This is a genomic window from Nostoc sp., assembly GCF_036917515.1.
Classification (GTDB): Bacteria; Cyanobacteriota; Cyanobacteriia; order Cyanobacteriales; family Nostocaceae; genus Nostoc.
On sequence record NZ_JBALDE010000132.1, the window covers coordinates 1 to 25,985 of the forward strand.

Annotated in this window: 24 protein-coding genes and 1 pseudogene; 13 read left to right on the forward strand and 12 right to left on the reverse strand. The window is 40.0% G+C overall.

The features are described from left to right. Positions 1 to 359: 359 nt before the first annotated feature. From ppsA to V7K89_RS16960, 9 genes and pseudogenes are all read left to right on the forward strand, one after another. Complete coding sequence (gene ppsA / locus V7K89_RS16920; protein ID WP_335189052.1) at positions 360 to 2,858, forward strand: phosphoenolpyruvate synthase; 2,499 nt, start codon at positions 360 to 362, stop codon at positions 2,856 to 2,858. A gap of 50 nt (positions 2,859 to 2,908) precedes the next feature. Beyond that, positions 2,909 to 3,571 carry a glutathione S-transferase family protein gene (locus tag V7K89_RS16925; protein ID WP_335189054.1) on the forward strand — a complete coding sequence of 221 codons (663 nt, stop codon included), beginning with the start codon at positions 2,909 to 2,911 and terminating at the stop codon, positions 3,569 to 3,571. A gap of 251 nt (positions 3,572 to 3,822) precedes the next feature. Continuing rightward, entirely contained in the window at positions 3,823 to 4,467 is a 645-nt protein-coding gene (locus V7K89_RS16930; protein ID WP_335189056.1) for a GNAT family N-acetyltransferase, read from the forward strand. Positions 4,468 to 4,676: 209 nt separating this feature from the next. Continuing rightward, complete coding sequence (locus tag V7K89_RS16935) at positions 4,677 to 6,251, forward strand: dolichyl-phosphate-mannose--protein mannosyltransferase (RefSeq protein ID WP_335189059.1); 1,575 nt, start codon at positions 4,677 to 4,679, stop codon at positions 6,249 to 6,251. Between the two features lie 243 nt (positions 6,252 to 6,494). Continuing rightward, positions 6,495 to 6,652: pseudogene (locus tag V7K89_RS16940) on the forward strand (ATP-binding protein); the annotation flags it as partial. A 277-nt stretch (positions 6,653 to 6,929) separates the two neighbouring features. Then, positions 6,930 to 7,655 carry a helix-turn-helix domain-containing protein gene (locus V7K89_RS16945; protein WP_335189062.1) on the forward strand — a complete coding sequence of 242 codons (726 nt, stop codon included), beginning with the start codon at positions 6,930 to 6,932 and terminating at the stop codon, positions 7,653 to 7,655. Continuing rightward, positions 7,549 to 10,269, forward strand: a complete 2,721-nt coding sequence (locus tag V7K89_RS16950; protein WP_335189065.1) for a peptidase domain-containing ABC transporter — start codon at positions 7,549 to 7,551, stop codon at positions 10,267 to 10,269. The genes V7K89_RS16945 and V7K89_RS16950 overlap by 107 nt, the downstream gene beginning before the upstream one ends. 72 nt (positions 10,270 to 10,341) lie before the next feature. After that, a complete protein-coding gene (locus tag V7K89_RS16955) occupies positions 10,342 to 11,865 on the forward strand; it encodes an HlyD family efflux transporter periplasmic adaptor subunit (RefSeq protein ID WP_335189067.1) in 1,524 nt (507 codons plus the stop codon). A 146-nt stretch (positions 11,866 to 12,011) separates the two neighbouring features. Further along, entirely contained in the window at positions 12,012 to 12,779 is a 768-nt protein-coding gene (locus V7K89_RS16960) for a peptidylprolyl isomerase (RefSeq protein WP_335189069.1), read from the forward strand. 49 nt (positions 12,780 to 12,828) lie between these two features. Here V7K89_RS16960 and V7K89_RS16965 read toward each other — a convergent pair whose 3' ends face one another. The 10 genes from V7K89_RS16965 to trmB form a co-directional block, all read right to left on the reverse strand. Then, positions 12,829 to 13,872, reverse strand: a complete 1,044-nt coding sequence (locus V7K89_RS16965) for a T3SS effector HopA1 family protein (RefSeq protein WP_335189071.1) — start codon at positions 13,870 to 13,872, stop codon at positions 12,829 to 12,831. Between the two features lie 17 nt (positions 13,873 to 13,889). Next, positions 13,890 to 15,011 carry an aminoglycoside phosphotransferase family protein gene (locus V7K89_RS16970; RefSeq protein ID WP_335189074.1) on the reverse strand — a complete coding sequence of 374 codons (1,122 nt, stop codon included), beginning with the start codon at positions 15,009 to 15,011 and terminating at the stop codon, positions 13,890 to 13,892. Between the two features lie 223 nt (positions 15,012 to 15,234). Next, on the reverse strand, positions 15,235 to 15,420 hold the full coding sequence (locus V7K89_RS16975) for a hypothetical protein (RefSeq protein ID WP_335189076.1): 186 nt from the start codon (positions 15,418 to 15,420) through the stop codon (positions 15,235 to 15,237). Positions 15,421 to 15,986: 566 nt separating this feature from the next. Further along, entirely contained in the window at positions 15,987 to 16,157 is a 171-nt protein-coding gene (locus V7K89_RS16980) for a hypothetical protein (protein WP_335189078.1), read from the reverse strand. A 487-nt stretch (positions 16,158 to 16,644) separates the two neighbouring features. Continuing rightward, positions 16,645 to 17,742 carry a T3SS effector HopA1 family protein gene (locus V7K89_RS16985; RefSeq protein WP_335189080.1) on the reverse strand — a complete coding sequence of 366 codons (1,098 nt, stop codon included), beginning with the start codon at positions 17,740 to 17,742 and terminating at the stop codon, positions 16,645 to 16,647. Between the two features lie 26 nt (positions 17,743 to 17,768). Continuing rightward, positions 17,769 to 18,929 (reverse strand): phosphotransferase, encoded by a 1,161-nt coding sequence (locus V7K89_RS16990; protein WP_335189082.1) that lies wholly within the window; start codon positions 18,927 to 18,929, stop codon positions 17,769 to 17,771. 173 nt (positions 18,930 to 19,102) lie between these two features. Further along, a complete protein-coding gene (locus V7K89_RS16995; protein WP_335189084.1) occupies positions 19,103 to 19,306 on the reverse strand; it encodes a hypothetical protein in 204 nt (67 codons plus the stop codon). Between the two features lie 48 nt (positions 19,307 to 19,354). Further along, a complete protein-coding gene (locus V7K89_RS17000) occupies positions 19,355 to 19,792 on the reverse strand; it encodes a nitrogen fixation protein (RefSeq protein ID WP_335189086.1) in 438 nt (145 codons plus the stop codon). A 145-nt stretch (positions 19,793 to 19,937) separates the two neighbouring features. Next, positions 19,938 to 20,234, reverse strand: a complete 297-nt coding sequence (locus tag V7K89_RS17005) for a hypothetical protein (RefSeq protein WP_335189088.1) — start codon at positions 20,232 to 20,234, stop codon at positions 19,938 to 19,940. Between the two features lie 434 nt (positions 20,235 to 20,668). Beyond that, positions 20,669 to 21,316, reverse strand: a complete 648-nt coding sequence (gene trmB / locus V7K89_RS17010) for a tRNA (guanosine(46)-N7)-methyltransferase TrmB (protein WP_335189090.1) — start codon at positions 21,314 to 21,316, stop codon at positions 20,669 to 20,671. A gap of 395 nt (positions 21,317 to 21,711) precedes the next feature. On the opposite strand from trmB, the gene V7K89_RS17015 reads away from it, so the two are divergent. The 3 genes from V7K89_RS17015 to V7K89_RS17025 all read left to right on the forward strand — a co-directional run bounded on the left by V7K89_RS17015 (position 21,712) and on the right by V7K89_RS17025 (position 23,857). Further along, positions 21,712 to 22,440, forward strand: a complete 729-nt coding sequence (locus tag V7K89_RS17015; protein WP_335189092.1) for a MotA/TolQ/ExbB proton channel family protein — start codon at positions 21,712 to 21,714, stop codon at positions 22,438 to 22,440. Between the two features lie 42 nt (positions 22,441 to 22,482). Continuing rightward, complete coding sequence (locus tag V7K89_RS17020; protein WP_335189094.1) at positions 22,483 to 23,163, forward strand: ExbD/TolR family protein; 681 nt, start codon at positions 22,483 to 22,485, stop codon at positions 23,161 to 23,163. A 331-nt stretch (positions 23,164 to 23,494) separates the two neighbouring features. Then, positions 23,495 to 23,857 carry a phage holin family protein gene (locus tag V7K89_RS17025; protein ID WP_289798955.1) on the forward strand — a complete coding sequence of 121 codons (363 nt, stop codon included), beginning with the start codon at positions 23,495 to 23,497 and terminating at the stop codon, positions 23,855 to 23,857. A 75-nt stretch (positions 23,858 to 23,932) separates the two neighbouring features. Here the strand turns inward: V7K89_RS17025 and psb29 are convergent, their stop codons facing one another. Then, positions 23,933 to 24,640, reverse strand: coding sequence for a photosystem II biogenesis protein Psp29 (gene psb29 / locus V7K89_RS17030; RefSeq protein ID WP_335189096.1), 708 nt, complete (start codon positions 24,638 to 24,640; stop codon positions 23,933 to 23,935). A gap of 209 nt (positions 24,641 to 24,849) precedes the next feature. On the opposite strand from psb29, the gene V7K89_RS17035 reads away from it, so the two are divergent. Then, on the forward strand, positions 24,850 to 25,455 hold the full coding sequence (locus tag V7K89_RS17035; protein ID WP_335189098.1) for a chromophore lyase CpcT/CpeT: 606 nt from the start codon (positions 24,850 to 24,852) through the stop codon (positions 25,453 to 25,455). 45 nt (positions 25,456 to 25,500) lie between these two features. Here V7K89_RS17035 and V7K89_RS17040 read toward each other — a convergent pair whose 3' ends face one another. Continuing rightward, complete coding sequence (locus V7K89_RS17040) at positions 25,501 to 25,869, reverse strand: STAS domain-containing protein (RefSeq protein ID WP_094351701.1); 369 nt, start codon at positions 25,867 to 25,869, stop codon at positions 25,501 to 25,503. Positions 25,870 to 25,985: the final 116 nt, after the last annotated feature.

A 25,985-nucleotide genomic window follows, 5' to 3' on the forward strand; every position in this document is an offset into this window, starting at 1 on the left:
AAATGCTCTGAATGCGGTAACTAAAAAAGACATTATTGGATGGTTCACCCACTGCTGTTACTATATTGCACCCAACTGAGAACCGCTATATTTTGCGGGCATCAGTGCTGTATTCAGTTAGTTCATCTTCTGCCATTTTTAGGAGTCGTTCTAGCTGCGCCATCATGTATTACATCCGGTATTTTGATCGAGTTATTAAACTGAATAATTGTTAGTTCGTATTGCTTATAATTTTGTATTTCATCGCCAAATATCAAACTACGCGACACAACCAAACATCTAAAGTTGAATATGGCAAAAATAAATACAGTAGCAGTTATGCACTTACAAGTTGAGTATAAACTTCAAAGGTAATATTTATGACTATAGTATCTAAAAGCACTTTGTCTCTATCTGCCCAAGAACGATCGCTCATTCTCTGGTTTGATGAAATTGGTATTGCTGATATACCAGTAGTTGGTGGTAAAAATGCCTCACTAGGGGAAATGATTCAACAGTTAACACCCAAAGGCATTAACGTTCCCACAGGATTTGCTACTACTGCTTACGCTTATCGTCATTTCATTCAATCAGCGGGGTTAGAAGCAAAACTACGTAAACTTTTTGCTGACTTGGATGTTGAAGATGTCAAAAATTTACGAGAACGCGGAAAAAAAGCGCGATCGCTATTAATCCACACACCATTTCCGGTAGAATTGCGCGAGGCGATCGCCACAGCATACCATAGTCTTTGTGAACAATACAATGCAGACACAGATGTGGCAGTCCGTTCCAGTGCCACTGCTGAAGACCTTCCTGATGCTAGTTTTGCTGGACAGCAGGAAACCTACCTCAACGTTGTCGGTGTCGAAGGAGTTTTAGCAGCTTGTCACAAATGCTTTGCGTCTCTATTTACTGATCGCGCTATTTCTTATCGTCACGCCAAGGGATTTGACCACTTTAGCATTGCTCTAGCTGTGGGTGTGCAAAAAATGGTGCGCTCTGACTTAGCAACTTCTGGGGTAATGTTCTCTATTGATACAGAAACAGGTTTTAAGGATGCAGCACTAATTACAGCCGCCTACGGTTTAGGTGAAAATGTTGTTCAGGGGTCTGTAAATCCTGATGAATATTATGTTTTTAAACCAACTTTAAAAGCTGGTTTTTGCCCAATCATCGATAAAAGATTGGGTAGTAAAGAACTGAAAATGATTTATGATGACGGCTCCAAATTTACGAAAAATGTTTCGGTTTCGCCCAGCGAAAGAGGAAAATTCGCTCTGAATGATCAAGAAATTTTACAACTAGCAAGTTGGGCATGTTTAATTGAAGACCATTATTCCCAAGTCCACGGCGTTTTCACTCCAATGGATATTGAGTGGGCAAAAGATGGGATTACTAACCAACTTTTTATTGTGCAAGCGCGTCCCGAAACCGTCCAGTCACAGAAGACGGGAAATGTGTTGCGGAGTTATCGGTTGGTATTGGGGAATCGAGAATGGGGAATCGGGAATGGGGAAAATTCCTACTCCTCACTTCCTGATTCCCAATCTCCAATCCCGCTTGTGACAGGACGTGCGGTTGGGGAAGCAATTAGTCAGGGAAAAGCACGTCTAATTTTAGATGTTCACAAACTAGACCAGTTCCAAGTCGGGGAAGTTTTGGTGACAGAGAGAACCGATCCCGATTGGGAACCAATTATGAAACGCGCTAGTGCGATTGTTACCAATTCTGGGGGGCGCACCTGCCATGCAGCAATTATTGCGCGAGAATTGGGTGTACCTGCGATCGTCGGATGCGGCAATGCTACAGAAATTTTAAAACCTGGTCAAGAGGTAACAATTTCTTGTGCTGAAGGGGAAGAGGGAAAAGTTTATGCAGGCTTATTACCTTTTGAAGTGGAAGAAGTTCCTTTAGAAAATTTGCCCCGCACCCGCACTCAAATTTTAATGAATGTGGGTAATCCTCAAGAAGCATTGAGTTTATCGGCAATTCCTAACGATGGCGTCGGTTTAGCGCGGACAGAATTTATCATTGCTAACCAAATTCAAATTCATCCAATGGCGTTGATTCATTATGACTTGTTAAAAGATGAATTTGTGAAAGCTAAAATTGCTGACATTACTGCACTTTACGACGATAAACCCCAATATTTTGTAGATAAATTAGCCCAAGGTATAGGTAGAATTGCGGCGGCATTTTATCCCAAACCAGTGATTGTGCGAATGTCAGATTTCAAAAGTAATGAATATGCCAACTTGTTAGGTGGGCGACAGTTTGAACCTCATGAAGAAAACCCAATGCTGGGTTGGCGAGGAGCGGCGCGTTACTATGATGAAGGTTACAAAGAAGCTTTTGCCCTAGAATGTCATGCCATCAGGCGGGTACGAGAAGATATGGGTTTAACGAATGTTATTCCGATGATTCCCTTTTGTCGCACTCCCGATGAAGGGCGTTTAGTTTTGGCAGAGATGGCAAAAAATGATTTAAAGCAAGGTGTTAACGACTTGCAGATTTATGTAATGTGTGAGTTGCCTAATAATGTGATTATGGCTGAGGAGTTTGCTGATGTATTTGACGGCTTCTCAATAGGTTCCAACGACCTAACTCAATTGACACTGGGGATAGATAGAGATTCTGCCTTAGTGGCGCGGTTATTTGATGAACGCAGTCAGGGTGTAAAGCGAATGGTAAAAATGGCGATAGAAGCAGCGAAAAAATGCGATCGCAAAATCGGCATTTGTGGTCAAGCACCCAGCGACTATCCAGAATTTGCCCAGTTTTTGGTTGAACAAGGAATTGACTCGATTAGTCTCAATCCAGATTCGGTTTTAAAGACAATGCTGGAAGTGGCAAAAGTCGAGGGTACTAATTCGTAATTCAAGTAATACCAATTTCAAAAAAGAATGGACCGAAAGGAGAAATCACCATGACCCTGACAATGACACCCACTATTACCGCCTTTGAACGGTCGCCTGATGGCGGCAAGGGACTGGCGCGTGATATGCGCGTTCGCTGGGCGCTCGAAGAAGTGGGCCAACCTTACAACGTTCGTCTTGTTTCGTTCAGTGAGATGAAGCAACCCGCGCACCGTACGCTTCATCCTTTCGGGCAAATTCCAACCTATGAGGAGGGTGATCTCGCCCTGTTCGAGTCGGGGGCGATCGTGTTCCATATTGCGGAGGGCCATACAGGGCTGTTGCCAGACGATGCGAATAGTCGAGCGCGAGCAATCACATGGATGTTTGCCGCACTTAACACGATGGAGCCGCCAATCGTTGATTGGGGAATCGCCACGCTCTTAGAGCGCGATCAGGCCTGGTACGAGCAGCGCCTGCGTGTCGTCGAAGGTCGCGTCCATAATCGGCTCTTAGAACTTTCCAGTCACCTTGGAGATGCCGACTGGCTTGATGGCGCATTCAGTGCAGGCGACCTGATGATGGTGTCAGTGCTGCTCAGATTGAAAAACTCGGGTATGCTCTCCGACTATCCGAATCTCTCTACCTATGTCGCCCGTAGCGAAGCGCGGCCCGCCTTCAAGCGTGCTTTCGCCGCTCAATTAGCGGTTTTCACTCTTCAGCAACCGAATTAGTGAAGGCAGATATACCAAACGCTCGGATTGTGTTAGGGTTCCGATCTCAAGAACTGCGGAAAGATTTAGAATTTGCGTAGTTTACCGCCGCAGGCATCGCATAACCAACGGTAGTTAAACTTCTGGATAACTGCCCATAGCATAGCAATCGCCATATTTTGTTTGTGTAATTGTCTACAAAACTTTTGACTGCTCAACCATAAGTATCTTAGTATTTTGCAGAATGGCGATTTAGTTTAGCCAAAAGCAAGATGGCAAATCTTTTAGAAACGGAACGTTTGATAATTCGCAGTTGGATACCCGAACGAGATGCCGAGCAAGCCTTTGTAATTTATAATGACCTTGAAGTTACGCACTTTCTCCGTAAAGCTTCTCGCGTTACAAGTGTTGAGTCACAGCGTCAGCGCTTAATTGAAGGTATCGAGCGCTCGCACCAACGCAACAATGGTACTGGATCTTGGGCAATTGTTGAAAAGGAAACTACAACAATTGTAGGAACTATCCTTCTTAAACAATTGCCCGACAAAGATGGTTTACCCACTCAAGATTATGAGGTAGGCTGGCACTTGCGGCGAGCTTCTTGGGGTAAAGGGTATGCAACAGAAGCAGGACGAGTTATGCTCAACTACGGATTTAGTGTTTTAAACTTACCAGTGATTTATGCCGTAGTGAAGCCAGAAAATCATCCCTCAATCCGTGTAACAGAACGATTGGGTATGAAACTAGTGGGGCGGACAAACAAGTATTACGGTATTGAACTACTCCTGTTTCAACTAGATGCACTTGAAGAGTGGAAGGGGAACAGGGGAGCAGTTCTTAATCTGAGGGTAGGAGGGCAAAGGAGTGGAGTTCAAAGACTCATTAACGGAGTTCAAAGACTCGTCAGCGAGTATTAAAGACTCATTCACAAGTATCAAAGACTCGTCGGCGAGTATTAAAGACTCATTCATGAGTATCAAAGACTCATTCACGAGTATCAAAGACTCGTCGGCGAGTATCAAAGACTCATTCACAAGTATCAAAGACTCATTCCCTATTCCCCATGCCCAATGCCCAATGCCCAATGCCCAATGCCCAATGCCCAATGCCCAATGCCCAATGACTAATGAATAAAAAATGGTTCCGAATTGGGATGGTGAGTGTATTTCTTCTCTCACTCGCCTTGAGATTTTGGGGACTAGAGCGATTCAACACTCTAGTATTTGATGAAGTTTATTTTGCTAGATTCGGTAATAATTATCTTACGCGTACACCATTTTTTAATGCTCATCCGCCGCTAAGTCAATATATTATTGGGATCGGCATTTGGATTGGCAGTCATATTCCTTTTGGGCACGATACGGTAAATGGGCTGACAGGTTCATTGCGATCGCCTTGGACTTATCGTTGGTTCAATGCCCTGACTGGCTCATTTGTTCCTGTAGTGGTGGCTGTGATCGCTTATCAGTTAAGTTATCGTCGTACCTTTGCAATACTTGCAGGATTATTCACAGCTTGTGATGGTATTTTTTTAGTTGAGTCTCGATATGCTCTAAGTAATATTTATATCGTCATTTTTGGTTTGTTAGGGCACTGGTTTTTATTATTAGCATTAGATAACCAAAATCGGCGACGTTCTTTTTGGTTAGTTTTTGCTGGCATTGGTTTTGGTGCCTCAGTCGGTACTAAGTGGAATGGTTTATGGTTCCTATCAGGTGCTTATCTCATTTGGGTAGCAGCTTGGGTAATTCATTTGATACATTCTTTTCCTAACCTCAAATTCTTTTTTACATCCTCTTTATTGAAGGAGGCAGGAGGTGAGGCAGCCCCCGTCTTGGCGGTTCCCGTCGATGGGGGACTGCCGAACCCGAAGGGCAGGAGGCAGGAGGCAGGAGTTAGTACTTATTCTCCCTCATCACTCTCATCTCAGACACCACTACAAAACTTGACTCAGCTCAATATTTTTCAGATGCTGTTTTATCTAGGAATCATCCCAGCTTTTATTTACAGTATCATCTGGATTCCCCACCTTCAACTAGATAAAACTTATGGATTTATTGCAGTACATCAGCAAATTTTGAAGTTTCACTTACATTTAGGAGGAAATAGTCCTAACGTACATCCTTACTGTGCTGCTTGGTATAAATGGCCTTTGATGACTCGACCAATGGCATATTATTATCAAACGGCTGAAAGTATCACTGAACCGTTACCTGTCATGGGCCCGCCTTTACCTGTCGGTGCTGGACAAGTTATTTATGATGTCCATGCAATGGGCAATCCATTTTTGTGGTGGTTTGGTGTCGCTGCTATGTTGTTTTTAGTAGGGATGCTGGCGTTACAAGCAGTAATTCCTTGGGTAAAAGAAAAGCGTTTTTCTATGCCTGCAACCCTGAGTGTTGATACTTGGATTGCCTTATATTTAGTTATAAGTTATGCTGCTAACTTATTACCTTGGGTGGAAGTGACAAGGTGTGTTTTTATCTACCACTATATGTGTGCAGTAGTGTTTGTATTTTTAGCGATCGCTTGGTTTGTCGACCGATGTCTTTGCAGTTATTATCAACAACTCCGGGCGCTAGGTGTCACCATTACTTTTATTATTTTGGCTGCTTTTATTTTCTGGATGCCCATTTATTTGGGTTTACCCCTCTCCCCTAACGATTATAAGCTGCGAATGTGGTTCAACTCTTGGATATAGTTTCTCCCTCCTGCCTCCTACCTTAAAACCTGTAAATTTGTACCTCATTTACCTAAAATATGCTGTAGATGTGTTTCCTGCACCAATACGCTTGGGTTAAGAAAATTTATCTGTTGAGGCAGGCTGTTGTTGAGCAGAAGGAGAAAAAACCTTATCTAAACCATATTGTTTCCTGCACCTAATGCTGATTGAGGATAGTGCAAAATGTCAGATTTAATTAAAAAATGAAGAATTGCAAAGAATAGTAGCCAGTTGATGCATTTATTCCAGAACCTGATCGTAACCTCATAAAGTTCTACAGTGACCAACCACCACAACTTTATATGGGAGCAAAAATAGAAGATGCATGGCTATTCTCAATCCAGGATAACGGGATTGGCATTAACCCACAATTTAGCGATCACAAATATTTTTACTTGTAAATAAAATATTCAGTGGTAGTGCTACATTGTCATATTTAGTCTCATATTTCATAAAAGTTTAACGGTTAATTCATGGAATTTACATATATGATTTGTAGCCTGATATATACCTGACATACAATACATGTAATACATAAAACAATGTGAACTATTAGGGGAATCACAGCCCCTAAATAGATTTGTTTGTGAGTGCTTGATAAATTATGTTTCAAGCACAAGGCATTTATGCGTCTATAAAACTAGCAATTCTACGTTTATGTTCGACTACAAAGCGAAACCTGAAACTAACTACTTAAGTGGATCTACTGGTAAGTATTTAACAGAGTTTCAGCGGAAACTGCTATTACAAAATTTGCAAAAAAGTTTACTTGAATCCTACCGTCAACGCATTGAAATCATGTTGTTGGCAGATGAGGGAAAAACTCAAACAGAGATTTGTCAAAGCTTGGGGTGTTGTGCAGCAACAGCAAGGCATTGGACACACATAGCCCGGACTGGGATGGCGCATCAATGGCAAGATTGCCCCATTGGTCGCCCGAAGGCAGTAAATGACCAGTATTTACAACGTTTGAAAGAACTGATTAATAGTAGTCCCCGCGAACATGGCTATGCTTTTCGACGCTGGACAGCTAACTGGGTTGGGAAACATCTAACAAAAGAATTTGGGATTGAGGTGAGCGATCGCCATATCAAGCGACTGCTTAAACAGATGGGATTATCCACACTCCCAAAACCCAGCAATTCTGAAGCAAACAGCAATGAACAAGCTCAGGGTTCCAAAATTTTGATTGATGACCTTAAATCCGCAGCTATTCCAGATAATACCGAATTTTTACCTATTAACTTTGCAAAATTAGGAAAAGATTTAGACATTCATGGCGCAAGATATATCCGCTCAGTTAGTAACTCTGCAACTGTTCAACAAAACTCTGGGTTATTCTCTTTCGACAGAGGAATTTCAACACTGTCTTCAACAAATTAAATTTATCAATCCGAAAGTTGGCAAGTTCTGGCAAGGAACTGATGCCAAAGTGGGTATTTATATTGCGATCGCTGGTAAGGTCAGGTTGCTAGATAGCGCTGATGAGTTAATCGCCACTTTGGAGGCAGGTGACTCATTTGGGGAATTTACATTGTTCAAGGAAGTTGACTTCAGACCTTATGGAGCAAGGGCTTCAGTAAACTTGCAACTGTACTTTATTCCGGGTGAGGTTTTGTGGCCATTGATGGCTAAATATCCCCAAATACGGGAGCATTTGTGGGCTAAGGCGTTATCTCGTAATCCCCAACAAGTGGACTCAGATTACCCCCCATCTGACTCAAAACTGGTACATGAAACGAAGATTTTGTCAACCCTAGGAGTAGAGCCATGCGAGAAAAAGATTAGCAAAGCCTATTTTCCCAACTCCACGCAGCGAGTCGGGCATTTATTACAGCGTGTGATTCGGCGCTATCCGTTTTTTGCCCAACAGAGTGGATCGGATTGCGGTGCAGCTTGTTTAGTGATGGTGTCTCGCTATTGGGGGAAAAACTTTAGTGTAAATCGCCTGCGGGATATTGCCAATGTTGACCGCAATGGTTCGTCGCTGCGGGGATTATCGGCAGCGGCGGAAAGTATTGGCTTTGCCACGCGACCTGTGAAAGCGAGTCTTGACCAATTGGCGAAACAAAAATTGCCTGCGATCGCCCACTGGGAGGGGAAGCACTACATAGTTGTCTACGAAATTACCTCCAAACACGTAATTGTCGCCGACCCCGCCATTGGTCAACGCACCTTTAGCCACGCTGAATTTAAAGCCAACTGGACTGGCTATACACTACTGCTGCAACCCACAGCCTGGTTGAAGGATGCCAAAGAGACTACAACTCCCTTTTGGCAATTCTTTGAGTTGATCAAGCCTCACTCTTTAGTAATGCTGGAAGTGTTTGTTGCTTCCTTATTTATCCAGATATTTGGGCTTGTTACTCCCTTATTTACCCAGTTAATTTTAGACCGTGTAGTGGTGCAGCGTTCTGAACTAACCTTAACGGCGGTGGGGTTAGGGTTACTAATTTTTAGTTTATTCCGTGTGGCGATGACGGGGTTGCGGCAATATCTGTTAGACCACACGGCAAATAAGCTCGATTTAGCATTGATTGTCGGATTTATTCGCCATACCCTGCGGCTACCCTTAAGTTATTTTGAGTCCCGTTATGTGGGGGATATTATCTCTCGTGTACAGGAAAACCGCAAAATTCAACGTTTCCTCTCCGGTGAGGCGTTGTCCATCCTATTGGATTTAGTCACTGTCTTTATCTATTTAGGATTGATGTTTTGGTACAGCTGGAAAATGGCGTTGCTGGTGTTGGTGATTATACCGCCTTTTTTCTTGCTGGCATTGATTGCCACACCTTTTTTACAAAAGATTTCTAGAGAAATCTTTAATGCTGTTGCTAATGAAAGTAGCTATCTAATTGAAGCCCTTTCTGGTGTACGAACGGTTAAATCCACAGCAGTGGAACAGACAGTACGTTGGCATTGGGAAGAGTTATTAAGTAAGGAAGTAAAAACTAACTTTTCCGGGCAAATTATCAGTAATCGCCTGCAAATATTCAGTAACACAATTGAAGCAGTGGTAACTACCATCTTGCTGTGGTTTGGAGCGTACCAAGTGATTCACAACCAGCTAACCATTGGGCAATTGGTAGCATTTAATATGTTGTTGGGAAATATTATTAGACCCTTCCAACGATTAACAGTTTTGTGGAATCAATTGCAAGAAGTGGTGATTGCCGTGGAACGCATTAATGATGTGTTGGATGCGGAACCAGAAGAGGATTTGCAGCACCAAGCACGGCAATCTTTACCACCCATTCAAGGTAACATTCGCTTTGACAACGTGACGTTTCGTTATCACCCTGAAAGCGATGTCAATGTTTTGGAAAACCTCAGTTTTGAAATACATAGTGGGCAAATGGTTGCCTTGGTGGGACGGAGTGGTTCGGGGAAAACCACGATTTCTAAGCTAGTTTTGGGGTTATATCCCCCCACAGATGGCAAAGTATTGATTGATGGACAGGATATTACTAGTCTTTCGTTGCGTTCTCTACGCGAACAGGTTGGGGTAGTTGACCAAGATAGCTTTTTGTTTGGCGGAACGATTCGGGAAAATATTAGCTTGGCACATCCTGGGGCAACTTTGGCAGAGATTATTGAGGCAGCGCGATTGGCGGGTGCTGATGAATTTATTAAAAAGTTACCGATGGGTTATGAAACCCAGATTGGTGAGGGAGGGGGAATGTTGTCTGGAGGACAGCGACAAAGAATTGCGATCGCTAAGGCGTTGTTAGGCAATCCCAAGCTGTTGGTTTTGGATGAAGCGACTTCCCATCTGGATGCAGAGTCAGAAAGGATTATTCAGACGAATTTAAACACAATTCTCAAAGGCAGAACCACCTTAATAATTGCCCATCGCCTTTCTACTGTACGAAATGCAGATTTGATATTGGTGCTAGATCGCGGCGTGTTGATTGAGAGTGGGACTCACCAAGAGTTGATGGCGAAGCGGGGACATTATTTTTATCTCAATCATCAGCAGATGGATGTTGCAGGGTGAAAAAAGAGGGGAAGGAGGAAGCTTTTCTTGTCTTTCCACTCCCAAAATCCCAAATTGATATCAGGAAAAATTATGCCAAACACATTGAATGGAAGGGTTAAAACCCAAATCTATGAGGTAGAACAGCACGAGGAAGTTTTAAGGGAGCAAACACTAGCTAAATCAACTGATGATTGGGCTGACGCAACCAAGGATTTACTTGATAGCTTGCCCCAGGTGTGGACAAGGGGATTGCTGTATTTTTTAATGGTGTTTGTCTCTATCATTTTACCTTGGGCGATGCTATCTAAGGTAGATGAAACGGGTACGGCAACAGGGCGACTTGAGCCAAAGGGAAAGACGGTTAGGCTGGATGCTGCTGTGGCAGGTACTGTTGCCGAAATTCGGGTAAAGGAAGGTGATTCGGTTAAAGTTGGGCAGACTTTATTGGTGTTGGAATCGGAGTTAGTTAAGGCGGAATTGCGGCAGGCACAGGACAAGTTGGAGGGACAATTAAATCGACTTTCTCAATTAAATTCATCTAAAAGTCAGTTGGTTGTATCTTTGACAACTCAACAGCAACAAAATCAATCTCAACAGTTAGAAAAGCAAGCTCAGATTGACCAAGTGCGACAGAATATGAATGCTCTGAGAAATTCCTATAATTTACAAAAAGACGAAAAATTAGCTCAAGTCAATCAAGCACGGCAAACTCTTGAGCATAGTAAAACAGCTAAGAAGTTAGTAAACAGTAGTTTGGCGAGTACTGAGCGGGAAGTTGAACGCTATCGCAGTCTTTGGCAGTCAGGGGTTGTTCCAGAAATTAATGTTGTCCAAAAGCAAGATATAGCTAAAGACAAGCAACAGTTATACGAACAAAATCAGTCAGATATTCAGCAGGCTAAACTACGTTTGGTAGAACAACAGAGTAGTTATAAGCGGACTATTCGGCAAGCAAGTGCAGATATTGAGCAGGCACAGTTGCAACTGAAAGAACAAGAAAGGAGTTATCAGACTTTAACTCGTTCTAGTAAGCTGGCTCTGCTAAAAATTGACGAACAACAGAAGAATTTGGAGACAGAAATTACTACACTTCAGGCAGAAATTGCTCAAAGTAAGAGTCAGATTGTTTCCTTAAAGTTTCAGTTAGGACAACGAGAGTTAAGAGCCACCGTGAATGGTAGAGTGTTTCAGTTACCAATACAACGAGCTGGATCTGTGGTGCAGCCTGGAGCAATGATTGCAGAGATTGCACCCCAAGGTTCGCCTTTAATAATTCGGGCACAAATGGCAACAACTGAGAGTGGTTCTTTGCGAAGAGGATTACCAGTAAAGCTAAAGTTTGATGCTTATCCGTTTCAGGATTATGGCGTACTGGAAGGAGAATTGTTAGAGATTTCTCCTACTACTATAGAGGTGGAAACATCTAATGGCAAGGTAGCAGCTTATGACTTAGAAATTGCCCTAAAACAAAATTGTGTTCTCTCGGCTAATAAGTGTATTGTCTTGCATCCTGGGGATACAGCAACGGCTGAGGTAATTGTGCGTCAGCGTCGGATTATTGATTTTCTGCTTGACCCATTTAAGAAGTTGCAGCAGGGTGGGGTAAAATTGTAAGGATTTTGCAGTAATCATGCATTTTTAAACCTAATCTCTCTTGCTTCCTAGTGAAGAATAAAAAAGCTCCTTTTCTACTAACAGAGTGATTGGGAATAAGTCAGCATTTCACGTTTTATTTAGTCTATCTACTTAGGATAAATATCATGTCTCAAACTATTACGATTACTAACGAAGACATTCTTGAGCAAGTCAAGATATCTGGCAAAGTTCCTGAGATAATTGAAGAGATTGTCACCCGCACGGTAGTAGAAAATGCCGCATTCGAGGCGGGTATCAAAGTAGAGACTGAGGAACTTCAGAAAGCAGCGGATCAATTGCGATTAATAAATCAACTTCAGAGTGCTGATGATACCTGGGCGTGGCTAGAAAAACAAGGTCTGTCTCTAGATGATTTTGAAAAACTGAATTACAGTAACTTAATTAGTAATAAATTATTTCGTCATCTATTTGCAGATAAAGTTGAACCCTATTTCTTTCAACATCAACTAGACTATGCCCGTGTAGTGTTATATGAGGTTATTTTAAATGACGAAGATTTAGCAATAGAACTTTTCTATGCTATTCAGGAAGGTGAAGTGAGTTTCTATGATGTTGCTCACAAATACATCCAGGATATAGAGTTACGTCGAAAAGGTGGATATCAGGGAATAGTGTATCGTCAGGATTTAAAGCCAGAAATTTCTGCGGCGATTTTTGCATCTAAACCGCCACAGCTTCTCAAACCGATTGTTAGTTCTAAGGGAGTACACCTGATTTTGGTGGAGGAGATTATTCAACTGGAATTGAATAATGCCCTATACCAAAAAATTGCTTCAAATTTGTTTTTTGAATGGCTAAAGGAACAAATCGCTAAAGTTGATGTTGTTAAGCAGTTAGACTCTAATTGTTTAAGCTCTAATTCTGAAGCTTAACCTTAAGTCCTACTCTGTTGGCAACGGGTGAACTTGTTACACTGTTGGCTTAGTATAACGGTGTGTAGATGTCTTCAGAGTTAGGATTGAGATATGGACGCTCTAGGTTAATTCCTAAGTTCTCAAAATGTTTGAGTATATATTTCATCCGAGCTTCTTTTGATTCATCACCATTCTTATGAGCTTCTAGTAAAGCATTGGCAACAATTTGGCAGCGGTTCAGCCCAAAACCTTCTGGAAATAAAAATTCCTGTTCTGGTTTTTCCGCTAAACCCAGCCCTGGGGCAAGCACCTTAGTAAATATGGGAACTTGATTTTGAAAGTGCGATTGATTTTGGGTGTAAATACTCTGTATAACTTGTCGAACCACTGTATATCTTTCCTTATTAATTCGGAGAAATGCTGAGTCATATCGCCCATAATGTGAGGGATTATGCAAGACATGGAAAATGAAGGGAATTTCAATTTTATTTAGTCGTATTGTCAGTTCTTTCATAACTGCAACTGCACCTTCAGGACTGAAGTTAAAGTAGATAAATACAGTTGAATCATCAAAAGTGCTAACGAAATTCCCATATGCCATATAAAATTGATCTATCACTTGACCAGATGGCGTATAGACTGAAACCCAATCACCTACCGCAGCTAATTGCTCTTCTACCCGAAGATGACAGGAGCGCTGGATGTGTACAATAACATCTTTTTTTTGCACTGCGAGACTTCCATCAGCTTCCTCTCTAAGAACGCGAAAGTTTTGATTCCACCAACCTTTTCCTTGATTGTTATTCTGTAGTTTTTCACAGAATTCCCAATCCACCTCGGAAGCAGTGTTATCTAACTCAATTCCATAATCTGCCTTAATTGCTTGGGTTTTTTCTAGTAGCAGTGATCCGTTATAGTAAATGCTTAATATTGAGTTACGCAGTAATGAGTTAAGGTACTCAAACTGCATCTTTTGAGGTAGTTTTTGAAGCTGTGCTATGACATCAGCAGAGGTTTTTGGTAGCTGATAATCAGAATGACAGACAAATAAATCTGAGTATTTGATTTGAAGATGAGTGGCAATATCTTGAAGTTTCTCTAGTACTTGCATAATTGTTATGATTAAATCTATCTAACACAGGCTAAAACTATTAACTCATTTAATGCTAATTCTGTCATCCCAAAAACAGATTTGAATGATTCTTCTGGTCTACATAGCAAAGTTTTGGCTAATTGAAGGATACAAATACCTTGATTATTAAAATCTTGGAAAGACTGAATCATTGCTATAATCTTGTATATTAAGGCAAGACCAGTAAACTGGACCACTCTCTTGAGAAAGTCTGGACATTCTTCTAAAACTTGTGGAAAGCTAATAATATATGATCTGGTTAAGGCGATAATTGAAGGTTGAATGGCTTCTAAAGGTATTGTGGCTAGCTGAAGTGATTGCTCCAATAGAATAGCAGGATGTATAATTAAACTGTTCAACCATAATAGTAAATATCCTGCAATCGCTGTTCCTAAATCAAAGGCTGGATCGCCCCAGCTACAATTATCCCAGTTAATTAATTTAATGATAGTCTTATTAGACTGCTCTGCTTGAAATAACAGCTTTTCTGAGTATATAGGAATTAAAATGTTATTTAACTGAAGGTTATTGTGGGTTAGGCAACAGTGATGATAAGTAGCCACAACCTCTGTCACTGCTGCTCTCAGGCTTTCAGAGCTTTGATAAAAAGTTAGAAACCTAAAACCTTGTGGCAGAAATTCCTCTATTAAGGTTTCAATAGCCACTCTATCAAGCAAATGACCAGGATAAGGGAATTGATAGCAAGATTTGCCTTCAATAATCTTATTCATGAAATCGTAGCAGTTCTTAGAAATGAAAGTTTCACGATGTAGATATGCTAAAGAAGTTCCCATTAACTCTGCTATTCCAGTAGGAAAAGCTTTCTGGCTTATGTAATAACTTTGTACATCAATCAAATCTTTCTGGCATTCGTATATCAAAATCGAATTACCTTCATCAAAATGAATGATTTCTAGATTCAAAGATGAAGCAAAATGTAAATCATGGCAATTACGCAAAAATCTCTGAAACTGCCACTCATTCTTAACTCGGTTACTGATGTTACTATTGTGGTAATGGTAATCCTGCTTAATAAAAAACTGGCGGCCACTGGGCAATTTGACAGTCAAAAAAATTAGATTATTTTTGCCTTTGCTTGATTTAGAATTAATCGTCATTAATTTCCTATTCTGTTGTGAATATATCCCAATATCAAGTAAGTAATGAGATACATTGTTAGAGCTTAGTTTCATAGTTATTAAACTTGATTATAATAGCAGCGTTAATTAAAAAAATGGGATGAATAACACCATTTAGGTATTAAACTCCCAATCCCTAGTTAAATTTAGTTAGGATAAGTTAGACGTTAACCGCTTATCCTTAAGTTTAACTACTTCATGATTAAGCTACAGCTTCTAATTCAGCGACTGCACCCGCACAACTGTGTGCAAAGGTACAAACAAGAGTAAAGCCACCTCCTTTTATATAATTAACATCGTTTTCATTTAGGTCATTCAGAAAACTTTCAGAATCAGCAAACAATTCAAAACCAGCAGGTACGATGTCATTAACTTTAATGTTAGCCATTTGAGTATTTTCTCCAATTAAATTGTGTGCTTTGCTAGGAAGCAAATAATTATGTTTGTTTCCTGATTACATCGTATTAAATTTAATTAGATATGGCTAAAATTTTAGAGATTACAAAGTACCATAAAAGATACACTTTTATAAAAAAAAATTAATTTTAGCTCTTAAAAACACTTTGCTGTCAACTGGGCATGACTTATTTGTGTGCTAGAGTGAAAAATAGTTGAATAAAAAGCAAAATTCTAAAATTAGATTATCTTGACGAGAGATAAAACTAAAACAGTTATGTCTCCATAAACTTTGAAACTGAGTAAAAGCTATAAAAAAATCAGCCCAAGAATCCTCTTAGACTGAACGATAAAAATTTAGGGCTATTTCATTTTTCCTTAAATCTGCTCTGCGTCAATGCTTGAGAGTTGCAGACCTATGCTCGCTTCTTGAGTTGATTTTTTCTCCTGTTGCTCCAATTCTTTTGCAGTGGTAATCCAGTTACAAAGCCGCTTTTAATGTTATCAAAAACCCCTCAAGAAATTTGAGGGGTTTATTAGTCTAGTTTGTATCTCCCTTTAACCTAGTAAAAATGGAGTTAAAGTTATAATAATAACAGGTGTCATTCCGCCTTGAATGCTGAGAGCATCGCTTTCTGACAATTCTGTTAAGTGATCTAAATAGCTTTCGGAATCAGAAAATAATTCGCTGCCAGTCACGGATAAATTATCGATTTTGATTGTAGACATTGGTTTATCTCCTTTGAGATTTACTATTATTATATTTAATAAGTATTAGGTTATATTTTGCCTAATTACTGTATTTATATAGTCGCACTCAAAATCTGTAAAAGCAACTTTTATAAGTATTTAATGAGGACATAATTGTTTTAATATTAATTAAGTATAAGATAAAAATATTTAATTTTAATGAAGTAAATACTATTAATTTCAATATAAATATAATTATTTGTTAGGATATAATTGTTTCATTATTGTCTTGAGTTAAAATACTAAAAAATTTTTAATTAAGTAGGTAAGAATAAATCAAGGTATGTTGGCTTATTATTGAGGCCAAGTTTAAAAATATGCACTGCGTTATCTGGATTAGATAGCCCGTATATTATCCTACATATAAAGCATCATCAGGGGCAGCCGCGATCGCAGTAGGTACTGATTACATTCCAATAGTCACAACTTTTTCAGCATTTTTTGAGTCCCCTTTGGAATGAAAACTTTACAGTTTGAAAAGTGTATAAATATCTTCAGAGTTGGCATTAAGATATGAACGCTGCAATTCTATTCCCAAAGAAGAAAATTGCTCAATTATAGCCCTCATCCGCCCCTCAATTGAGTTATCCCCTTGATACCAGGCTGTCAGCAACCCATTCGCTACAATCTGACAGCGATTCATCCCAAAGCTTTCCTGAACACCAAACTTTTGGTCTGGTTCTTCTGCCAACCCCAACCCTGGTGCAAGTTGCATGGTGAATAGCGGCACCTCCGGCTGAAAATGCAATTGGTTTTCTGCATAGACAGTCTCAAGGACTTGCCGGACAGCTTCATAGTTGCTTTTTCCAAAGTACAGTACCCCTGAATCGTAACGCTTGTAGTCATCTGGGTTATACAGCACCTTAAAGTGGAAGAAAATGGGAATGGCATTCAGCCGCCGTGTCAGGCTATCCATAACTGCCACTGCACCTTCAGGGCTGACATTAAAGTACACCCGTACCAGATTTTCATGACTTTGATGTACGACATTGCTAACTGCCATGTAAAAGCCATTTTGCACCAAATTCTTCGGCATCCGAATAGCGACAGAATCACCTATCACAGCTGCCACTTCAGTAGGTTGAAGATGCTTATTCCGTTGAATATGCAGTCTCAAACCGCCTTTATTCACGACTAAACTGCCATCACTTTCTTCTCTCAAAACAGACCAACCAGGGTCAAAGTAGCCGTCTCCAAAATTACTTTCATGCAATCGCTTATAAAACTCCACATTTACCCTTAAAACAGTATTATTCTCCAAATCTAAGGGCAAACCATTTCCCTCCCCATTTAGTACTAAAGCACTTTGCATAGAACTGTTGTAATAAATACCGTAAAGAAAACTCCGCAATTGCAGACCCAGATATTTCTGTTGCATCTGGGTTGGCATCTTCTGAAAACGTTCAACTGCCTCAGATGGTAATTCTAAAGATTTGTAATCTGGATGGTGAATAGAGAAATCAGATTTTATTTCAATTTTCTGAACAATATCTTGCAGAACATTCAGTAATTGCCCAGTTAAAATAGTCTCTAGCTGAGTTTGAGGAGAATTTAATAATTGCATAACTACTTTAGTAATAACAAAATGATTTAAACAGCAGAACTACTCAGGTTAGTTAATTCAACAGCAGCAGCACCAAAAATTGTTGGCATCGATTGTACAGGACGGCATAATAATGTCTTAGCAACCTGAAGCATAGCAACTCCCATATTGCCAAAAGATTTTTGGTACTGAATCATCGCCTGAATCTGTTGAATCAAAGCAAAACCTGCAAATTGTACCACTCGTTGCAAGAAATCAGGACGGTGTTCTAGAATTTCTGGAAAAGTGTTTAAATAAACTTGGGTTAATGTACCAATTGAAGGCTGAAGTAGTTCTAAAGGTGTTATTGCCAAGCGTAGAGACTCTTCAATACTCAAAGAATTACTGATAACTAAGCTAGTAAGCCAGATTTGTAGATAGCTGCCAAGAAGTGCTCCCAAATCAAAAGCTGGATCTCCCCAAGCCGAGCGTTCCCAATCAATTAGCCGGGCAATGTTGTTACTGGAATCCTGCCAATCTTTGTACAGGAGAATATTATTTAGTTTTAAATCATTATGGGTGAGACAAGAAGGCGTTACATTATTACCTAATTCTGTGATCGCCTGCCCTAAGCTATCATAACGTTGATATAAAGCAAAAAACTTTAACCCATCGCTAGGAACTAGACCAAAAATTTCCGGTTCAATCCGTTCTAATCTCCGAACTAAATGTGATACTTGATCAGCCATAAAATTATCTGAATTTTTAGAAAAGAATTCCTGATATTCTTGGCGGTTGAAAGTATTACTATGGATAGTCCCTAAAATATTACCAATTGCCGTAGCGATTTCTGGAGGAAAGCTATTTTCCTTAGTGTATAAATCCATTAAATCCCGATAATTATCTAAATAATTGAAGACAATAATGGAATTCTCACCATCAAAAAGCAGTAACTCTGGTAAAAATGAGCGGTAGTTGTCAAGATTTGGAAATTGTTGTAAAAACTCTTGAATTCGCCACTCACTAAAAAACTCACCAGCCACTTTACCTTCTTGATTGTGTCGTTCTTGTTTAACAAGAAGCTTGCGATCGCCTGACAAAGTAACTAATAAATTAAAGTTTTTTGCTGTAAGTAATTCTACCTTAATCGGTGGTTGTTTTAACTGATTATATAATCCCTGTTCAATTAAATAATTGGCAACATTATGAGAGTTTAAGAGAAATGTCATAATTTTTTTATCAACCAATTTTGATGTAGAGAAAATTGTGGTAGTTAAGTTACTACCACAACCTGTTTTTGCAAGGATTTTTTAAACTACTACCACACGACGTTAATAAACTATCCATTCTAAATTAATCAAATGTCTGCGGTATATAAATTACAAATTACGTGCAGCAGTGATTAACCCAGTAAATAGCCACCGATGAGAATTATCACATCTCTTAGTGCTCCACCCGTAATATTTCTTTCTTCTTCAGACAATTCTGACAGTGGCTCTTGTACATCTAAACCTTGTTTTCGTCTCGCAGATGCATTCACAACGGCTTCTTCAATCAAGTTCGTAATTTCAATTTGACTTGTGAAATATTTGTGATGAATGTTCATTGATATTATATTCTCCTTAAATTACTTAAATAAACTTTGTAGCTTTGCTTAACTAACAGTCGGTGTTGCCACTTTAAGTAGTAATTCAGAGCGATTGTAATTATCTGTAATAACTTGTGGACAACGCATACAAGCTGCCTTGCCTTCCTGCTCCCACCATCGGCAATCTCGGCGTATGGAACAAGGTGGTAGATCGTCTACTACCGTCGGCAAATTTTCTACAACTCGCATTGCTAAACGACAATCTTTGCCATCAAAATGTTGACAACCCTTAGTTGCACAGGGTGCTGCTGTCCGAAAAATTTCAGTGGGTGTTACTGGACTAGCCTTTGCTATTAGTTCATCTGTGACAGGTTGGGGGTGCTTAAGATAAGCTACGCGGGGTTCTGTGACTGTGCCACCAACGACGCCGAAAACAACACTGTCCTGCCATTCTGGTCTTGCACTAGGGCAAAGTGTAGTCTTTTCTGTAGCGATGTCTTCCATAAATTGAACCTATAGTGAATTGTGTTTTTAAGCTGATGGAGATTTACACAGAGTTTTGAGTCAGATTGCTCTCCATCAACCTAAATAAGCAAATTAAATGTCCAAGAGTTTAATACTGACTAGTAACTTCAAAGACTTGTACTTTCTAGATTAAGAGATCAAGTTCGGGTCCTTGTGCAATTAGTCCACAAGTAATCGGTTGTATCACAGAAATATCATTAATTGGTTCTCTCACACCAATACCACCTGCAATGATTGGATCGAATTTTGTAACCCTTACAAAACCGCCTGCAACGTTTGCCATTTCTTCATTAGACAGAGTTAGCAAAGTATCTTCTAAATCCTGATTGGGATTCCGTCGTGCTAGTGCATTGTTAACAGCATTATCAATCAGATTGCTAATATCAAATTGATAATCTGAATTCTTTTTATTCCTTTTCATTGTACTTTTCCTCTGAAGATATAACTAGATGTAGGCTTAATGATTAAGTACTGTAATTACTTAGCCTGTATATATTTTAAGCATGGTAATAATAGATTTAACTATGTTTTGAAAATTTATAAGCAGACATAAATAAACCTTTTATGTCACTAAAAAATAACTTATAATTTTTCATTAATAACTATTTATTAATAAAGTTTATATCTCATGATTCACTTCAGTAGCAGATTTTTTTTACCAATTATCAGAGAATATTTAATTAAAATTTTGACCCTTAATAAAACATTTATGTCCCAAAAAATTTTCCAATCCTGGGCAATATTTAATAAAAATATAATAAGCAAGACTTAAGAAATATTAATAAATATTTATAAAAATGCTTAATAAAACTTCAAATCCAAAATTAAGGAATAAAGTTGATATTATAAACATCTCTATTCTGTACTTTTCACCCTTTCAAACAAAGCCCGATAAACAGGTTCACCTTTTTTTTGCGTACCTATTTCCCGTTCTGTGGGAACTGGCAGGGGGTTTTCAGCCAACCATTCTTCTCTACCAACTTTCTGAAAAGCTGAATTAGCTGCAAAGCGATCGCGCATTTCTACAGCAACAAATTCCATATCTGATTGCAGAAATACCAATCCTCCAACCGCGAGATAATTAGCTAAGTCTGCTACTAGTTCTGGTTGGACTACACGACGTTTAGCGTGGCGGATTTTAAACCAAGGATCGGGGAATTGAATTGTAACGCGTTGTAAACTTCCTGGAGGGAGGGAAGAAAAAAGTGAGTGCAGAGAGTTATTCACATTGCAAAATAAATAGTGCAGGTTTGTTAAACCTAACTCAGAACGTAACTTATTCGCTTCCACCACCAGCGGTTCCCGAATTTCCAAGCCGAGAAAATTCCAGTTAGGTTCTATCTTGGACATATTCAACAAAAACAGTCCCTTCGCACAGCCAATGTCTAAATGTAGTGGTTGATTTGGCTTTGCATAAATTTTTTCCCAGTCTTGGGGACTTGCTGGTGTTTGATACTTTTTACCAAGTGGATTAACATGCTGGCGGACTCGGACTGCTGCCAAAATTTGTTCTCCTTTACATGAAAATATCCTGTCGTGATTCAGGTTATATCAATTCAAAAAATGTTTGCGACTAGACACCCCATCCTCACTGACGCGCACCCTCCCTCAAGCTTTGGGATGGGTTAGGTAGGGTCTTATCTATGTATTGCATTCTTTTTTCAAATTGGTATTACAAGGAGTCTAGCAAAAGTATGCCAAAAATTATCGGTCTATCATGCAATTGCCTACCCAGCAGCAAGTTTGTACAACAGTCTCAGTTAAATACGTCATCCTTGCACTGTTTTTTTAGGTTATCGAGAAATTTATATTTTGGAAGTCCCTCATTTTGCATTAATCTCTAGAATTAAAATGCCTTAACACATTTGCTTTAGTCGTGGAGGGAGGAAACTTAAACAGTGGATATTTTAGATTTGTTTTATAAGGGTGGGCCAGCGATGTGGCCATTGCTAGTTCTATCAATTCTGGCTTTGAGTGTAATTTTCGAGCGTTTGTGGTTCTGGTTGCGAATTTTGACTCAGGAAAAGCAAATAGTCGATCGCGTCTTGGATGCTGCCCAGGAAAATTGGGAAGTAGCTGCGGACATGGCAAGAGAAGCAAGCCATCAGCCTGTCGGGCGTTTTCTCTACGCCCCTCTACGTTTTGCCAAAAGTGATGCGGAAACTTTTCGACTAGCACTGGAGGCTACAGCAGAAGACGAATTAGCTGGGATGCGGCGGGGTGAAAAACTTTTAGAAGCCGTGATTGCTCTAGCGCCGTTGCTAGGATTGTTGGGTACAGTTTTGGGTTTAATCCACTCTCTGCGCTCAATTCGGATTGGTGATTTGGGAACTGAATCTACCGCTGGCGTGACTACTGGTATTGGTGAATCTTTAATTAGTACGGCAAGCGGGTTAATAGTTGCCATCATTAGTTTGGTATTTTACCGTCTATTTCAAAGTTTTGTAGTCAACCAAGTCAAAGTTTTTCGGAAGGCAGGGAATGAGATGGAATTGCTCTATCGCCAGTCTCCTCCTGACTTTAGCAATAGGACATCAGCAATTTTGCCAGAAAATTTCACTCCACCCCGCAAGCCAGGAAAGACTAGAGTTTCTGAGTCTCCTGAACCCCCGAATACACCTAATTAATAGTCAATAATTCAACCCCTGAACCAGGCTTGAGAGTGAGACATGAAAGTTAATCTACATACTCCAATTGAAGAAGTCCAAATTCAAATCATCCCTTTAATTGATGTCGTTTTTTGTATCCTGACATTTTTTTTATTAGCAGCTTTGCAATTTACACGGCAACAGGCAATAAATGTTGATTTGCCTAAAGCCAGCCCCAGTACAATCTCTGGAATAACATCACAGAGTGGAAGTGTGATTGTGACCATCGATGCTGTGGGCAATACTTACATAGAAAAACAGCCTGTAAAACAGGAAAATTTGAAACAGAGTTTAAAACAGTATCTCCAAGCAAACCCTAATGCCGTTGTCGTGCTGAATGCTTCGCGTACAGCAACTTACAATGATGTGATTGAGACGTTGGATTTGCTACGACAAGTAGGAGGCGATCGCGTTTCTCTGGGAATTATTCCTGGCCCATCTCAACCATCTAACCAGCCTGCCGTCCCCTCTTTCCCAATAAATCCTGGTGCTGCACCAATTCCAGGCATCAATCCTGAAGGTAATATTACCCCCAAATTCCCCTTAGCACCTAATTCTGTACCCTTTCCTAGCATCACTCAGCCTCCAACTGGGCAAGGCATCAGTCCTATTAATCCTGGTATTTCTCCGGTGGTTCCTAACTCAACAGCGCCTAAAGCGCCTGTAGCACCCAAACAAACCCAACCTCCTCTTAAAAGATGATATAGGGACATTGGGCATGGAGCATGGGGCATGGGGCATTGGGTTATTCTCTTTGTCTCCCTTGTCCCCTTTCAAACCTTTTCCCAAACCTAAAGATATCTAGAATAAATCTCAGCTAGAGAAAAAAAAGCTGCTAATTTACAAATAATTGGTTGAGCTTTAAAGATTTTTCCACCTATAGACTAAGCAATTCATCACCAATTACCATCCACATTTCATACCAAATTGGGGAAGGATGTCCAAATAGGTTAACAGATTGAAAAGCGCTTATATCAAGCGTTTTTCAGTGTGTCCTAATTACAAATTACTAATTAATATCAGGGGTTGTGGCATGAATATCGTGACGCTTTTAATTGTTTGGGTCGTAACAGCTATCAGCTTGTTGATAATTAGTAAGTTGCCTTTGGGAGTTGAAATTGATACTCCTGGTAAAGCGTTTCTTTCTGCCGCAGTGCTTGGTATCGTGACGGCAATAGTCAGACCGATTTTAAGCCTCATTTTTGCAGTACCAAATCTACTAACATTGGATTTATTATCTGGCATTTTCACATTTATGATTGCCGTGGTTTGTTTTAGTATTGCTGCTTGGTTAGTAGAGGGCTTTCGCTTGCGTTACGGGATTTGGAGTGCTGTTATTGGGGCATTTACACTGACTATAATTAACAGCTTAATCTACAAAATATTGGGTGTCTAAAGCTAAGAGTTAGGAGTTAAGAGTTATTAACAATTTCTCACTCATAACTCCTAATTCATCACTACCAAACTGTAACTATTCGTTGGAACTTGGGGGAGCAACTGGGGTAGTTGATTGTTGTTTACGTTGCTCACGTTTTTTGCGATCGGCTGAGAGGATATCTGCCATCACCACTAGCGCTTGCGCCATTTTGTCTAAGTTAGAACGGTATAACTCCAAATCTTTATTGAGCTTGTCATCAGAGAGGTGCAAGCCAGCAGCGATCGCTTTCAGCGCCTCAGTAAGTTGCTTTTCGTCTTTGACTAATTCAGGATCTGACTGTTCTAATAACGAAAATACACCAATCGCGAACAGACGGTTGTATTTAAAGTTAGGATTGTTGGCGATCACTTGCAGGTGTGCTTGCAAGTCAGCATCTCTATCTAAGTAACTAGTTTGGCCTAGCCACGCAATTAAATCTTTAACTGGCAAACCTTTAGCTACGGTTTGCAATCTCTGGGCATCCTGTCGATAGTGTTGCGGATCTTGTTCTATAGCCTGACATAAGGCGTTAAAAATTGATTCTTGATCCCGTTCTGGTTGATAGCCTTCCATGAAGCGGTCAAAAGTAGTGACGACACCCAAGGCATAAATTGGATTGTAGCTAAAATCGATATTTACTGACAGCAGATGCATTTCCACCATCAATTCTTCTACAACCCGACGATAAATAGTGTTGATCGGACGGGTGTGAAGATTGTAGAAAGTTCGCTTTGTATCAGAGACTGTACGGACGTTATTCACAAAGAAAAAAGAAATGTTAAGGGCGACGTATCTTTATTTTCTCGCTTAAAGGCTACTTTGCCAAGTTGAGCTTTTAGCAGGTGACGGTTTCATTTACAATATATATACATTAGAAGTATTTTATAAGCTGGTAGCTACAGGAAATAAGACCTTTTCCCCGAAAAAACTAGCCAAAAATTATTATCCTTAATGATTTATTTATTGTACTTATGAACTTATCGCCACAGTTAATTACTTTAGGTGAGTACCTAGCTGGTGAATTTGATAATCGGGAACAAGCCATAGCAGAACCAGTTTGGTATGTTCACCTTTGCCTGTGGCAAAGACCAGTTAATCTGTTCGCAGAAGATAGCATCACCTTATTTGCCGAACAGGCTAACGTTATTACCCTAGATCAACCTTACCGCCAGCGAATTATCCGGTTGCGTCAGGCAAGTGACTCTGACGCAACTGTGGAAATACAATATTATATGCCTCAAGATCCAGGTGCATTAAAAGGTGCAGGTGATAACCCTGCTCTACTAAATACATTGACACCCGAACAATTAGATTTACTACCAGGTTGTATCCTAGCAGTTACTCAGGAAAAACTAGCCTCAGATGGCTATAAGTTTACTACTACCCCACTACCAGAGACTCGTTGCAGCTTTACTTATCTTGGCAATAGCGTCTATGTTTCTTTAGGTTTTGCAGCTACAGCGACAGAATTTCACAGCTATGACAAAGGAACTGATCCTGCAACTGGAAAAGCAACTTGGGGAGCGATTATGGGGCCTTATCGCTACACCAAGCGAAATCAGTATTCAATAAGATAAAGTTATGAGTTCTCGGTCAGATTTGAATTAACTCTTAACTCTTTTTTAGCTAGCAATGCTACGAGGTACACCTTCTAAAGCTTCCTCTTCTGTTTCAAAGATTTCAAAAACAGTATCCATCATCGTCACTTCAAACACGAGTTTGGCTTCTGGATGTACATTACAGATGCGGAAACTGCCCTTGACTTTATCAGCATCACGCATTCCAGCTACCAAAGATGTAAGACCAGAACTATCAATAAAATTTACCTGAGCTAGATTTACAACCACATGGCGACTGAGTTTGGAAATACACTCTTGTAACTTCAGGCGAAATTGCCAAGCAGTGGTGATATCCAGACGGCCTGATGGTGTCAAGACGATAACAGTGTTTCCGTCTTGGGTTGTATAGGTTTTTTGGTCTATATGAATCACTAAAGCCCTCCCCGTGGCATTCCTTTTAAGATTAACTAGTGACAGAATTTTCTAATGCTGTCACTTGAGATTAACAAGCTATAGCTAAATTTGTCACCTTTTTCGGCTAAGTGCTT

Excerpts from the sequence above, each read along its gene's own strand:
- ppsA (WP_335189052.1), top strand. The coding sequence starts at position 360 with ATGACTATAGTATCTAAAAGCACTTTGTCTCTATCTGCCCAAGAACGA.
- V7K89_RS16925 (WP_335189054.1), top strand. The coding sequence starts at position 2,909 with ATGACCCTGACAATGACACCCACTATTACCGCCTTTGAACGGTCGCCT.
- V7K89_RS16930 (WP_335189056.1), top strand. The coding sequence starts at position 3,823 with ATGGCAAATCTTTTAGAAACGGAACGTTTGATAATTCGCAGTTGGATA.
- V7K89_RS16935 (WP_335189059.1), top strand. The coding sequence starts at position 4,677 with ATGAATAAAAAATGGTTCCGAATTGGGATGGTGAGTGTATTTCTTCTC.
- V7K89_RS16945 (WP_335189062.1), top strand. The coding sequence starts at position 6,930 with ATGTTCGACTACAAAGCGAAACCTGAAACTAACTACTTAAGTGGATCT.
- V7K89_RS16950 (WP_335189065.1), top strand. The coding sequence starts at position 7,549 with ATGGCGCAAGATATATCCGCTCAGTTAGTAACTCTGCAACTGTTCAAC.
- V7K89_RS16955 (WP_335189067.1), top strand. The coding sequence starts at position 10,342 with ATGCCAAACACATTGAATGGAAGGGTTAAAACCCAAATCTATGAGGTA.
- V7K89_RS16960 (WP_335189069.1), top strand. The coding sequence starts at position 12,012 with ATGTCTCAAACTATTACGATTACTAACGAAGACATTCTTGAGCAAGTC.
- V7K89_RS16965 (WP_335189071.1), bottom strand. The coding sequence starts at position 13,872 with ATGCAAGTACTAGAGAAACTTCAAGATATTGCCACTCATCTTCAAATC.
- V7K89_RS16970 (WP_335189074.1), bottom strand. The coding sequence starts at position 15,011 with ATGACGATTAATTCTAAATCAAGCAAAGGCAAAAATAATCTAATTTTT.
- V7K89_RS16975 (WP_335189076.1), bottom strand. The coding sequence starts at position 15,420 with ATGGCTAACATTAAAGTTAATGACATCGTACCTGCTGGTTTTGAATTG.
- V7K89_RS16980 (WP_335189078.1), bottom strand. The coding sequence starts at position 16,157 with ATGTCTACAATCAAAATCGATAATTTATCCGTGACTGGCAGCGAATTA.
- V7K89_RS16985 (WP_335189080.1), bottom strand. The coding sequence starts at position 17,742 with ATGCAATTATTAAATTCTCCTCAAACTCAGCTAGAGACTATTTTAACT.
- V7K89_RS16990 (WP_335189082.1), bottom strand. The coding sequence starts at position 18,929 with ATGACATTTCTCTTAAACTCTCATAATGTTGCCAATTATTTAATTGAA.
- V7K89_RS16995 (WP_335189084.1), bottom strand. The coding sequence starts at position 19,306 with ATGAACATTCATCACAAATATTTCACAAGTCAAATTGAAATTACGAAC.
- V7K89_RS17000 (WP_335189086.1), bottom strand. The coding sequence starts at position 19,792 with ATGGAAGACATCGCTACAGAAAAGACTACACTTTGCCCTAGTGCAAGA.
- V7K89_RS17005 (WP_335189088.1), bottom strand. The coding sequence starts at position 20,234 with ATGAAAAGGAATAAAAAGAATTCAGATTATCAATTTGATATTAGCAAT.
- V7K89_RS17020 (WP_335189094.1), top strand. The coding sequence starts at position 22,483 with ATGAAAGTTAATCTACATACTCCAATTGAAGAAGTCCAAATTCAAATC.
- V7K89_RS17025 (WP_289798955.1), top strand. The coding sequence starts at position 23,495 with ATGAATATCGTGACGCTTTTAATTGTTTGGGTCGTAACAGCTATCAGC.
- V7K89_RS17035 (WP_335189098.1), top strand. The coding sequence starts at position 24,850 with ATGAACTTATCGCCACAGTTAATTACTTTAGGTGAGTACCTAGCTGGT.